The organism is Solibacillus ferritrahens, assembly GCF_037027585.1.
GTDB classification, from domain to species: Bacteria; Bacillota; Bacilli; order Bacillales_A; family Planococcaceae; genus Solibacillus; species Solibacillus ferritrahens.
The window spans coordinates 1-12,540 of record NZ_JAXCLE010000004.1; the positions used below are offsets into that span (position 1 = coordinate 1).

Annotated in this window: 12 protein-coding genes and 4 tRNA genes; all 16 read left to right on the top strand. The window is 41.3% G+C overall.

Annotated elements, in window-relative coordinates:
- Positions 1–39 precede the first annotated feature (39 nt).
- The 16 genes from SNE38_RS05275 (at position 40) to SNE38_RS05350 (ending at position 12,493) form a co-directional block, all read left to right on the top strand.
- A tRNA-Gly gene (locus SNE38_RS05275) sits at positions 40–113 on the top strand.
- Between the two features lie 11 nt (positions 114–124).
- Positions 125–201, top strand: a tRNA-Ile gene (locus SNE38_RS05280).
- Positions 202–214: 13 nt separating this feature from the next.
- Positions 215–290: transfer RNA gene (locus SNE38_RS05285), tRNA-Asn, on the top strand.
- Between the two features lie 4 nt (positions 291–294).
- Positions 295–366: transfer RNA gene (locus SNE38_RS05290), tRNA-Glu, on the top strand.
- Positions 367–703: 337 nt separating this feature from the next.
- Positions 704–2,281, top strand: coding sequence for an S-layer homology domain-containing protein (locus SNE38_RS05295; RefSeq protein ID WP_191703335.1), 1,578 nt, complete (start codon positions 704–706; stop codon positions 2,279–2,281).
- Between the two features lie 315 nt (positions 2,282–2,596).
- Positions 2,597–3,076: a flavin reductase family protein gene (locus tag SNE38_RS05300; protein WP_191703334.1), complete on the top strand. Its 480-nt coding sequence runs from the start codon at positions 2,597–2,599 to the stop codon at positions 3,074–3,076.
- 20 nt (positions 3,077–3,096) lie between these two features.
- Positions 3,097–4,575, top strand: coding sequence for a 4-hydroxyphenylacetate 3-hydroxylase family protein (locus SNE38_RS05305; protein ID WP_191703333.1), 1,479 nt, complete (start codon positions 3,097–3,099; stop codon positions 4,573–4,575).
- A 16-nt stretch (positions 4,576–4,591) separates the two neighbouring features.
- Complete coding sequence (locus tag SNE38_RS05310) at positions 4,592–5,341, top strand: IclR family transcriptional regulator (RefSeq protein ID WP_191703332.1); 750 nt, start codon at positions 4,592–4,594, stop codon at positions 5,339–5,341.
- A gap of 86 nt (positions 5,342–5,427) precedes the next feature.
- The gene (locus SNE38_RS05315) at positions 5,428–5,985 is read left to right on the top strand and encodes a 3-hydroxyanthranilate 3,4-dioxygenase (RefSeq protein WP_191703331.1); all 558 of its coding nucleotides are present in this window, start codon (positions 5,428–5,430) and stop codon (positions 5,983–5,985) included.
- The gene (locus SNE38_RS05320; RefSeq protein ID WP_336046142.1) at positions 5,982–6,986 is read left to right on the top strand and encodes an amidohydrolase family protein; all 1,005 of its coding nucleotides are present in this window, start codon (positions 5,982–5,984) and stop codon (positions 6,984–6,986) included. Before SNE38_RS05315 ends, SNE38_RS05320 begins: the two co-directional genes overlap by 4 nt.
- On the top strand, positions 6,986–7,444 hold the full coding sequence (locus SNE38_RS05325; RefSeq protein WP_191703329.1) for a RidA family protein: 459 nt from the start codon (positions 6,986–6,988) through the stop codon (positions 7,442–7,444). The genes SNE38_RS05320 and SNE38_RS05325 overlap by 1 nt, the downstream gene beginning before the upstream one ends.
- Positions 7,445–7,554: 110 nt before the next feature.
- Positions 7,555–9,015 (top strand): aldehyde dehydrogenase, encoded by a 1,461-nt coding sequence (locus tag SNE38_RS05330; RefSeq protein ID WP_191703328.1) that lies wholly within the window; start codon positions 7,555–7,557, stop codon positions 9,013–9,015.
- A 16-nt stretch (positions 9,016–9,031) separates the two neighbouring features.
- Positions 9,032–9,811, top strand: a complete 780-nt coding sequence (locus tag SNE38_RS05335; RefSeq protein WP_191703327.1) for a 2-keto-4-pentenoate hydratase — start codon at positions 9,032–9,034, stop codon at positions 9,809–9,811.
- A gap of 11 nt (positions 9,812–9,822) precedes the next feature.
- Positions 9,823–10,713, top strand: a complete 891-nt coding sequence (locus SNE38_RS05340) for an acetaldehyde dehydrogenase (acetylating) (RefSeq protein WP_191703326.1) — start codon at positions 9,823–9,825, stop codon at positions 10,711–10,713.
- The gene (dmpG, locus tag SNE38_RS05345) at positions 10,710–11,723 is read left to right on the top strand and encodes a 4-hydroxy-2-oxovalerate aldolase (RefSeq protein WP_336046044.1); all 1,014 of its coding nucleotides are present in this window, start codon (positions 10,710–10,712) and stop codon (positions 11,721–11,723) included. The genes SNE38_RS05340 and dmpG overlap by 4 nt, the downstream gene beginning before the upstream one ends.
- On the top strand, positions 11,720–12,493 hold the full coding sequence (locus SNE38_RS05350) for a 2-keto-4-pentenoate hydratase (RefSeq protein WP_191703324.1): 774 nt from the start codon (positions 11,720–11,722) through the stop codon (positions 12,491–12,493). The genes dmpG and SNE38_RS05350 overlap by 4 nt, the downstream gene beginning before the upstream one ends.
- Positions 12,494–12,540 lie beyond the last annotated feature (47 nt).

The following is a 12,540-nucleotide window of genomic DNA, read 5'->3' on the forward strand; positions in this document are numbered from 1 at the left end:
AGTGTCGGCGGTTCGATTCCGTCCAAACCCACCATTTATGCGGGTGTAGTTTAGTGGTAAAACCTCAGCCTTCCAAGCTGATGTTGTCGGTTCGATTCCGATCACCCGCTCCAGTTTTTAATAAGGGCCTATAGCTCAGCTGGTTAGAGCGCACGCCTGATAAGCGTGAGGTCGATGGTTCGAGTCCATTTAGGCCCACCAAATATTTCATTATTCCGAAGTAGCTCAGTTGGTAGAGCATCCGGCTGTTAACCGGCAGGTCGCAGGTTCGAGTCCTGCCTTCGGAGCCAAATAGGCCCGTTGGTCAAGTGGTTAAGACACCGCCCTTTCACGGCGGTAACACGGGTTCGAATCCCGTACGGGTCATTTTAAAGCATGTAGCATAGGCTGCATGCTTTTTTATTTTTGTCAGGAATATGATGCAATTGCTAATCATTTTTTTTGTATAAAAAAAAGACAAAAAATAAAATTTTATTGAAACATAACATACATATTGCCAATCCATACTATAAACAATAATCGAAAAATAAATTCATTTTAACATCTTAAGGTTGAGTCTCAATAAAGTTCCTCCTATATTGGAAGCCTTCTATAAAGTGAGGGTTAAATAGCCACAAGTGGTATTAAATAACCACATATATTATTTGAAAATAACTTCCTTTCTATTCTAAAAAAACTATAATAAATAGCGGGAGGTTAAAAAATGAATAAAATATTTAGTGTATTACTAACGTTGATTCTTATAATATCAATGTCTTTACCAGCAACTGCTGCACAGGCGAAGCAGGTCTTTACAGATGTACCACCAAAGCATAGTAACTATAATGATATAGCTTATTTATTAAATAAAGGTATTATTTCTGCCGACAAAAACGCGTATGGTGTGAAGGATATTGTGACGCGTGAGGAAGTAGCAGTCATGGTAGCAAAAGCTGTCGGACTGGATGGTACAAAACGTGCCACGAAATTTAAAGATGTTCCAAAATCACATGCCAATAGTGGCTATATTCAATCTGCTGTGGAAGCAGGAATCATCAACGGTTATACAGATGGTACGTTTAAGCCGACGGCAAAAGTAACGCGTGGACATATGGCGGCGTTTATTGCACGTGCATTCGATCTGCCAAACGGTACGAAAACTTTCAAAGACGTGAAAAAAGGTCATACTGCATATGAAGCAGTGAGCCAATTAGCAGCAGCAAAAATAACAACCGGTTATGAGGATGGTACGTTTAAGCCGGCCAATAATTTAACGCGTGCACATATTTCTGCCTTTTTAGCACGAGCAGTGAAGTATCAGGAAAACCTAAATTCATCAAAAAAAATGAAAGTTCACTTTTTAGATGTAGGACAAGGGGATTCGATATTCATTCAGGCGCCAAATGGTAAAACAATGCTTATAGATGCCGGGACAAAGGAATATGGCAATACAGTTGTTTCGTACTTAAAAGCACAAAATGTGAAGAAGCTCGATTACATTGTCGCAACCCATCCTGATGCAGATCATATCGGCGGGTTAAATGCAGTCATTCAAGCATTTCAGGTAGGGGAATTTATCAACAGTGGTAAATCCCATACAACGGTGACGTATGAGAAATTACTGGAAACTGTTTTAAGTAAAAATATCCGCTATAAGGAACCAACTGTAGGGGAAACCATTAATTTAGATAGTGAAGTAAAAACACAAGTATTAGCAGTCGATGCAAAGACAAGTAACACAAACGATGCATCCATTGTATTGAAGCTTACGTATAAAAATGTATCATTTTTATTAATGGGTGATGCTGATACTGAAGTAGAGGCACAAATCTCAAAGGCATATAATGTGTCGGCAACTGTATTAAAAGCGGGTCATCACGGATCAAGTACAAGTAGCTCACTGTCATTTTTACAAAAGGTTAAGCCTGAAGCGATTGTTTTAAGCTACGCAAAAGACAACAGCTATGGTCATCCACATAAAGAAGTGATGGCAAATATTAAAACAATCGGTACAAAAGCTTATGCAACAGCGGAGACAGGTACAATTGTTACTACAACAAATGGTCAAACCTATTCGATTAATGCAAAAGAGTTAATTGTACCGACAACAACACCAACAACGCCTACCAAACCAACAGGTAATGTAAGCTCAGGTACTTATGTTATTCCAGGAGCACCAACTTCATTTAAAAACTGTACAGAAATGCGTAAATATTACCCTTCTGGTGTCAAGTCATCTCACCCTGCCTATGCAGCAGCAAGAGACGGGGATAAAGATGGTTGGGCTTGTGAGTTAAAATAATTATTATGAAAGGGATGTCCGGAGTTCGGATATCCCTTTTTTGAGTTGAACAATTTTAAAGCACCAAATGCCTAATGAGAAAGGCATTGGTGCTTTTTATGATGAATATCAAAGTTAGTATAGAAAAATTTATCCGTCAATTGAGTAAATCGAAATGGAGGATTATTAACTGTTATTAACGAAAAGAAGAATTATAAACTTCAATATAAGAATATTAAAAAAATTTAGATAATTTCATATTGTGAAATTTATCGCTATAACCACCATATTCATCTTGTTAATATGAGATTAATAATTTGAAAGGGGGTTTTTATTATGGACGGAAAATTATTAAGACAGGCATTTGGAAAGTTTCCGACAGGTGTAACAGTTGTGACTTGGTTTGATGAAGATGGGATTAATGGAATTACGGTGAATTCATTTACATCGGTGTCTTTAGAGCCACCACTTGCACTTGTGTCGATTGATAAAAAAGCAAATTCATATAAGCAGTTACAAAATAAACCTTTCACGATCAATGTGTTGGCGGATGATCAGGAGGCTATTGCATGGCAGTTTGCGGGTCGTCCACAGGAGGGACTGGATATTCCTTGGAATAAGGAAGGGGATTCGCCAAGCATTACCGGTGTGTCGAGCTACTTTAAATGCAAGCAATGGCAACAATATGATGCAGGTGATCATGTGCTGTTTATTGGAGAGGTTACAGAATTCGAACGTCAAGACGGTGATTCATTAACATTCTTTGAAGGTAGGATGGGAACGACAGCGATGTATAAAAGCCAGGAAGTGCAATAATTATAAAGGGAGTGTATATGGTGGGGATTCGTACTGGAGCACAATATATTGAAGCATTAAAGTCACGCAAGCCAGAAGTTTGGTTAAACGGGAAAATCGTAGAAAATATTTTGGATGAACCATACTTTAAACAACCTGCACAGGAAATTGCAAAGTTGTATGATATGCAGCATGATCCCGTATATCAGGATGATTTAACCGTAGTGTGCGAGGAAACAGGAGAGCGTATGGCGACATCCTTTTTAATGCCACATAATTATGAGGATATTATGAAGCGAAGTAAGGCGTTTGAGGTGGTGGCACGTCAAACTTTCGGATTAATGGGTCGTACACCGGATTTTTTAAATACAGTTGTAACATCGTTGGCTCAAAACTCTTGGTTTTTACGCAAATATAATGAGGACTGGGCAACGAATATCGAAAACTACTATAAGCATTTACGAGATAACGATATTTTCTTAACACATGCGATTGTGAATCCTCAAAATGACCGAAGTAAAAATTCGCATGAACAGGCTGATAAATTTACGCATCTTGGTGTCGTAGAGGAACGACCTGAAGGAATTATTGTACGCGGGGCAAAAATGCTGGCGACATTGGCGGCATTGACAGATGAAGTGATTGTTTATTCGTTCCCAGGTTTTGCGCCCGGAGATGAACGATATGCGCTGGCGTTTGCCGTACCGGTTGATGTAAAAGGGCTGAAAATTATTTGCCGTGAGCCTGTGCAGGACGGTACACGTTCAACATTCGATCATCCACTTGCATCGCGATATGAAGAAATGGATGCATTACTGGTTTTCGAAGATGTACTTGTTCCTTGGGATAAAGTATTCCTTTACAACAATGTTGAGGCAGCAAACTTGCTGTATCCTATGACAGGTATTGCTGAGCAACCAGCCCATCAATCGGGCGTACGCGGCTATATAAAGCTAAAATTTGCGGTGGAAGTTGCATGTAAAGTGGCAGATTCAATCGGAGCAGACCAATATTTACATGTGCAACGGGATTTAGGGGAGTTAATTCAAAATACAGAGGTTATTCGTTCACTACTGCGTACAGCAGAGCATGAATATACAATTACGGAATATGGAGAGGCACGATTAAACCCAGTCGTACTGGAAACAATTCGCGGTATGATGCCAGACATGTACCCCCGCACAATCGAAGTAATGCAGACAATTGGTGCAGGGGGCTTGCTTATGATGCCAACAGAGGCAGACTTCTTAAGTGAGGAGTTGCGTCCAACGATTGATCGTCATTATGGTGGTCGTGCAGGTATCGACGCAGAGGCACGCATGAAAATCTTCAAGCTAGCCTGGGATTTATGTGGAGAGGCGTTTGGGATGCGCGCATTACAATATGAGCGTTATTACACTGGAGATCCAATTCGTAAACGCGCAATTTTCTACAACAAGTACAAAAAGGACAATGCGCTTGATTTAGCTGATGCTATTTTAATGAAGGAAGATACGGTAAAAGAGCCACAGACAAACTAATCAGGAGGTAATAGGAATGATCGCTTCTGTAAGTAAAATGGCACAAATTATTGATTTATTTTTCGAAAGTGAGTCAGCTTTGTCAAACAAACAAATTGCAGAAATGTTAGGTCTTCCTGTTAGCTCAGCACACCATTTTTTAAAGACGATGTGCAAGGAAAATATACTAATGCAAGATAAAGACCGTAAATATCGACTCGGCTGGCGCATTTTAGAGTGGAGTAATAAAGTCATGTATCAGCAGGAGATGAATGAAAAGGTCGCACCAATTGCGGCAAGTCTTGTAAATCGCTATAAAGGCAGCGTTCATGTTGGGATGTTCGATAACGGCCAAGTCCGATTCATATTTAAAAGTGTTTCACCCCATTCAGATGTATTGCCGACATATATCGGTGTAACAAGATTCCCGGCTCATGCCACAAGTATCGGTAAGGTGCTGCTTGCCTATAACCCTTCTTTTTTGAAGGCGGTTGAGCATCATGGTATGGAGAAGTTTACGGAAAATACGATAACTGATATTGCTGATTTGAAGGTAGAGCTAAAAGAGATTTATAAACAAGGCTTTGCTGTTAGCAAGGGTGAAAATGAAACAGGGACATTTGGAATCGCCGCACCAATTAAAAGCTATAGTGGGCAAGTTATTGCCGCATTAAACTTCGTATGCGATATCAATTACGTTCAGGAACATAATTATCAGCTTATTTTAAATGAGGTTATCCGCTCTGCGCAGACAATATCGCGGGAGATTGGCTATATAACGATCTAAATGCTAACGTGATTAGCTTATTATATTCTACTTAATAGAAAACTAGTAAGCGAGGCACATAGCACAAAAAAATAGGAGGTTTTACAATGAACAATTTTACTGAAGTAAGCAAAATGCAGGCACGCTCTCAAAACATTTGGAAAATCATAGAGGAAAACAAAGATTTATTAAAGCCACCAGTAAATAATACGGTACTATGGAATGATTCTCAGTTTTTAGTAATGCTAGTTGGCGGTCCAAACGCACGTCGTGAATTCCACGTAAGCCCTTCAGATGAAATTTTCTACCAAGTAAAAGGCTCTTGCTATGTTGAAATCATTAATGATGAAAATAAACGCGAAGTAATTGAAGTAAAAGAAGGAGAGATGTTCGTATTACCAGGCAATGTGCCGCATTCTCCGCACCGCGTAGCTGACACATACGGCATCGTAATTGAATATAAACGTCAAGAAGGCGAACTAGAGGACTTAGTATGGCTATGTGAAAAATGCGATCATGAAGTACATCGTGTAACGCTCCAAGTAACGAATATCGGACAACAGATTGCAGAAGGCATTGCAAAGTTCAATGGCTCGGAGGAATTACGTACGTGCGATAAGTGCGGTCACGTAATGTCAGAAAAAGTTGAGGAATGGCAAGTATGAGAATCGATTTCCATACACACATTTATCCATTGAATTTACCTAATTTTGTAGAGAAGTACGGTAATGATAAATGGCCGGTAATGGAGCAAAAATGTTCTTGTGGAGCAGATATTATGGTAAGCGGCAATTTGTTTCGAGAAGTGACGGATCAAGTGTGGGACCCGAAAAAGCGTATTGAGGATATGAAAAAAGAAGGTGTGGATATGCAGGTGATTTCACCTGTACCTGTTACTTTTTCGTACTGGGCACCAGTGGAGCAAGCGCTAGAAATGGCACAATTCCAAAATGATTTTATCGCTAACATAGTAAAGGACTTTCCAGCGCATTTTGCTGGGTTAGGCACCGTGCCAATGCAGGATGCGGAGGCAGCCATTGCAGAAATGCGTCGTTGTAAGGAACTTGGGTTAGCAGGTATTGAAATTGGAACAAACGTCAATGGCGAAAACTTGGATGCAGACTATTTGCTTCCGTTTTTCCAAGCGGCTGAAGAGCTGGAGATGCCGCTGTTTATTCATCCATGGGAAACGATGGCGAAAGATCGCACACCACGTCATAACTTTATGTACACAGTAGGCATGCCGAGTGAGACAGCTCTTGCCGCTGCGAGCTTAATATGGAGTGGCGTGATGGAAAAATGTCCGAACCTCAAAGTATGCTTTGCACATGGCGGCGGGTCATTTGCATATATTTTACCGCGCCTCGATCAAGGCTGGGATGTTTGGCCGCATTTACGTCTTACAGAGCATCCGCCGAGTTATTACGCTAAAAAGTTTTATTTCGATTCGCTCGTTTACGATAAAGACAATTTTGCCTTTTTGTTAGAGCGCTTTGGTCATGACAAGATCATTATGGGATCGGATTACCCATTTTTGCTACGTGAGATTAATCCAGGTAAAGTCATCGATGAATCGCTGCAGCTTTCAGACGAAGTGAAGAGTGCTGTTCTTGGCGAAAATGCGCGTCAGTTTTTAAATTTAGCGAAGATTGGTGTGAGTAAATAATGAATAATACACAAACGCCAGAATCACAGTTGGAGAAGCTGGGCATTGAGCTAGGGAAACCACGTTCGGCAGTTGGAAATTATGTAGGCTGTGTGCGTACGGGAAATTTAATTTTCACATCAGGTCAAGGTGTTGACCAATATCACGGTAAGCTTGGTGAGGATTTAACAGTTGAAGAGGGCTATGCGGCGTCACGGCAGTCGATGATTAACTTAATTACAGTGCTGAAGCATGAATTAGGAGATTTATCGAAGGTGAAGCGCGTTGTGAAAATTTTAGGAATGGTTAATTCTGCTCCTGATTTTACACAGCAGCCAAAAGTAATGGATGGGGCATCGGATTTACTTGTTGAAGTATTTGGTGAAAAGGGAAAGCATGCACGTTCAGCGGTAGGAATGGCGCAATTGCCGAATAATACAGCAATTGAAATCGAGATGATTGTTGAAGTAGAAGAATAACAGCACGTGCGGCAGCTTTAAGGAAGTAATAGCTTTATCTTCTTTAAGGTTGCCTTATTTTATACATCGACGTAAAGCGAGGTGAATCCTACACATAGCTGTAGGAAGATATGCAACAAGTACAGGTAAAGGGTATTGATTGTCGCAATTTTATTAACGGTCATTATATCGAGGCGGCTGAAGATCGGAAATTTTTAAATATTAATCCAGCAACTGAAGAAGTAATCGGTTGGGTAGCTGAAGCAACACAGGATGAAGTCGATTTTGCGGTGAAAGCAGCTAAGGCGGCTGTAAAAGGCGAATGGTCTACGTTTACAGTGAAACAGCGCTCGCAGGTGATTCGCAAAATTGGCGATCTTATTTTGGAAAATGTAGAAGAGTTTGCAATGCTTGAAGCGCTTGATACAGGAAAGCCTTACGCATTAGCAATGGAGATGGATATTAAACGCGCGGCACATAACTTTCACTTTTTTGCCGATTATGTGACGTCATTAGGAAATGAAGCATATAACCAGGACAATATTGCGCTGCATTATACAGTAACGCGACCGGTAGGAGTTGTGGCAATGATTAATCCTTGGAACTTGCCGCTCTTATTATTAACGTGGAAGCTTGCCCCATGTTTAGCTGCAGGTAGTACAGCCGTTATGAAACCGGCTGAATTAACACCAATGACGGCAACGAAGCTCGCAGAAATTTGTAAGGAAGCGGGTGTGCCGGATGGTGTTGTTAATATTGTACATGGTTTCGGAAAAGATTCTGCAGGGGCGTTTTTATCAGAGCACCCATTAGTGGATGCGATAACCTTTACTGGGGAAACGCGTACAGGAACGACAATTATGAAGGCAGCTGCCCCAACGTTAAAGAAAGTGTCATTTGAGCTTGGCGGCAAAAACCCTGCCATAATTTTTGCGGATTCAGATATCGAAGAAGTAGTGGAAACGACACTACACTCGAGCTTCCGTAATCAAGGGCAAGTATGCTTATGTGCATCACGTATATACGTAGAGCGTTCCATCATGGATGACTTTTTGCAGAAATTTGTAGCCCGTACGAAAGAGCTGGTTGTCGGAGACCCATTTGATTCTAAAACGAATATCGGCTCATTAGTAGGGAAGGAACATTACGAAAAAGTCATGCACTATATAGATATTGCTAAAGAAGAAGGCGGCACAATTTTAACAGGCGGAAGGCGACCGGCACATATGGAAAAGGGCTACTTTATCGAACCGACAATTATTGTTGGATTAGATGAACATTCACGCTGTGTAAAGGAAGAAATTTTCGGGCCCGTCGTTACGGTATTGCCATTTGATTCAGAAGAAGAAGTAATTGGTTATGCGAATGATACAACGTATGGTTTAGGAGCGACAATTTGGACGAATGATTTACGTCGTGCGCACCGTGTAGCTGGGCAAATCGAATCGGGAATTGTATGGGTGAATACATGGTATTTACGCGATTTACGTACACCGTTTGGCGGTATGAAACAAAGTGGAATCGGGCGTGAAGGCGGCGCACATAGCTTCGAATTTTACTGTGAGCAATCGAACGTAACAATCAAATTATAAAAGCAGGTGACCTATGATGAGTGTAAATTTAATTGAATGGTCAAGTAGAATTTCGCAAGCAGAAAAAACACGTCAAGGTATTGCACCATTGACGGAACAAATCGACAGTTTAAGTTTAAAGGATGCCTATTCAATTCAGCTTGAGCAAATACATCGTAAAGTTAATGCCGGCGACAATATTACGGGCAAAAAAATTGGCTTGACCTCGCGCGCGATGCAGCAGCTGCTCAATGTAGATGAACCGGATTATGGTCATTTACTGGCGTCGATGGCTATAACAAATAATGTCCTTGATTGCAGCGAGTGTATTAAGCCGCGTGTAGAAGCAGAAATTGCATTTGTCATGAAGGAGGACTTAATTGGTCCGAATGTTACGTTGGAACAAGTACTTGCAGCAACCGATTATGTCGTTGCGAGTCTTGAAATCGTTGATAGTCGCATTAAAGATTGGAAAATTAAGTTGCTAGATACGATAGCGGATAACGCATCGTCAGCGAAATATGTGTTAGGGGATATAAAGAAGTCGATTGAGGAAATTGACCTGCCTGCTGTAGAAATGAATTTTTATAAAAATGGTGAATTGGTCAATAGCGGAAAAGGGACAGATGTTTTAGGCAATCCTGCCGCATGTGTTGTATGGCTCGTAAATCGGTTAGCTGATTTTAATATTGGAGTGAAAAAAGGCGAAGTAATTTTATCGGGTGCTCTATCCGCTGCACTTGATGCAAGCCCAGGGGACGAATTTACAGCGGACTTTGGTGAAACGCTCGGGAAAATTCAACTAAGCTGTGTTTAATAGGAGGTTCTATGAAAAAGGTGAAGGTAGGAATTATCGGTTCCGGCAACATCGGTACGGATCTGATGAAAAAGGTCATGCGCTCGGATTCTTTGGAAATGTCGGTGTTAATCGGTATTGATCCAGCATCTGATGGATTAAAACGTGCGCAAGATGTTGGGATAAACACGATTTCTAATGGTATTGAAGGATTTTTGCAGCAACCTGAGCTGGCGGATATTTTATTTGATGCTACTTCAGCAAAAGTACATCAAACACATGTTGATGCATTGGTGCCACTAGGAAAACGTATTGTTGACCTGACACCTGCAGCAATCGGACCGTTTGTTGTACCGGCTGTAAATTTACAAAAGCATATCGATCAGCCAGTTGTGAATATGATTACATGCGGTGGACAGGCGACTATACCGATTGTATATGCAATTCAGCGCATACAAAGTGTAGCCTATGCGGAAATCATTGCCACAATTGCCTCAAAAAGCGCTGGCCCAGGTACACGTGCGAACATTGATGAATTTACAGAAACAACAGCTCGTGCCATTGAACAAGTTGGCGGTGCAAAACAAGGGAAAGCCATTATTATTTTAAATCCAGCAGAGCCACCAATGCTTATGCGTGATACCGTTTCTTGTTTATTAGAGGAAGAAGCGAAAGATCCATTGCAAATTAAGCAATCCATTAAAGAAATAGTGCAGGCAGTCAACGAATATGTACCAGGCTACCGTTTGAAAATCGAACCTTTGGTGGATGGACGCGAAGTAAAGGTATTTTTAGAAGTGGAAGGGCTAGGAGATTATTTGCCGGTGTATGCCGGTAACCTGGATATAATGACAGCTGCAGGTTTGAAAGTCGCTGAAATGATTGCGCAGCAGCTCCAGCAAGAAGGAGTGCATATATCATGAAAAAGTTATTGATAACAGAAGTAGCGTTACGTGACGGAAGCCATGTTGTAGGGCATCAATTTACAAAAGAACAGGTGCGCAGTGTAACAAAGCAACTAAGTGCAGCTGGGGTTCCTTATATCGAAGTGACGCACGGCGATGGCTTAGGAGGCTCATCTTTGCAGTATGGCTTTTCAAAGGTATATGACATAGAACTCGTCAAAGTCGCGGCAGAAGAGGCCGGTAACTCAACAATTGCTGTTTTGTTGTTACCGGGAATTGGTACGATCGAAGACTTGAAAGAGGCATATGGTGCAGGTGCGCGTATGGTTCGCGTAGCAACACATGTGACAGAAGCCGATGTATCAAAGCAGCATATTGAAACAGCAAAAGCGATGGGCATGGAGGTAGTTGGGTTTTTAATGATGGCTCATAGTGCTCCGCCGGAAGTTGTTTTGGAGCAGGCGAAGTTAATGGAAGAGTATGGGGCAGATGCTGTTTACGTTACTGATTCGGCAGGTGCAATGCTGCCAAGCGATGTAACGGCACGCATTCGTTTGTTAAAAGCTCATTTGTCGGTAGACATAGGCTTCCATGCACACAATAACTTATCGTTAGCAGTTGCAAATACTCTTGCTGCTGTTGAGGCAGGTGCAAACAGGATTGATGGTAGTGTGTGCTGTTTAGGTGCTGGGGCAGGAAATACGCAAACGGAAGTCTTAGTCGGGGTATTAGATCGCCTAGGTTATGAAACTGGTATTGATCTATACAAAATGCTCGATTTAGCAGATGATGTGCGCGCTAATATTTTGCCAGCACTTCAAGATATTACTAGTGGCAGCTTTATTATGGGCTATGCAGGCGTATATTCAAGCTTTTTACGTCATGCTGTCGTTGCGTCAGAGAAATTCGGGGTCGATGCCCGTGATATTTTAGTGGAACTGGGTAAGCGTAAAGTAGTAGGTGGACAAGAAGATATGATTATTGAAGTAGCACAACAAATGGCGGGAAAAAAGGTGAGTATATCGTGAGTACAATTTATGAATATGTAGAGCGTATCGCTATGGCACAATCGGAAAAAAAAGCAATTGAAAAAATTACGATCAGTAATCCGGCGCTAACATCAGAGGAAGCATACGAAATTCAACGTCTCAGTATCGAAAAATCGATTTCGGCAAGTAATGCATTTATAGGCTGGAAGATGGGTTTAACGAGTAAAGCAAAGCAGCTTCAAGTTGGTGTGGAATCCACAATTTACGGTCGCTTAACGAACAATATGCTGATGAGCCACAATGAAATTACAGCAGCAGATCACATTCATCCACGTATTGAACCGGAAGTTGCTTTTACTTTTAAAAAACCGATTGCCGGAGAAAATTTAATGCCTTATGAAGTATGGTCGGCAGTAGAATATGTGTATTTGGCGTTGGAAGTTATTGATAGTCGCTACGAAAACTTTTCCTTTTCTTTAATGGATGTAATTGCAGACAATGCCTCATCTACAAAGTTTTTGTTAGGCAGTCAGCCTTATGCACCGACTACAACTGATTGGGCGCAAATAAAAGTGGATGTATATCACAATAATGAGCTGAAATATGAAGGAACTGGTGCAGCCATTTTAGAGCATCCGATTAATTCGGTAATTGAACTGCTGAATCTGTTGAGTAAAGAAGGACGGGGCATCCAACCGGGGGAACTTGTGTTGGCGGGTGCGATGACTGATGCAGTGGCTGTGAAATCAGGTGATACAGTAACAGCCGATTATGGTGCACTGGGCAGCTTAACAATTAATGTGAAGTAACATTGAATGTTAGGTACCAATAACTGAATTTTATTGCAATGCGTAAA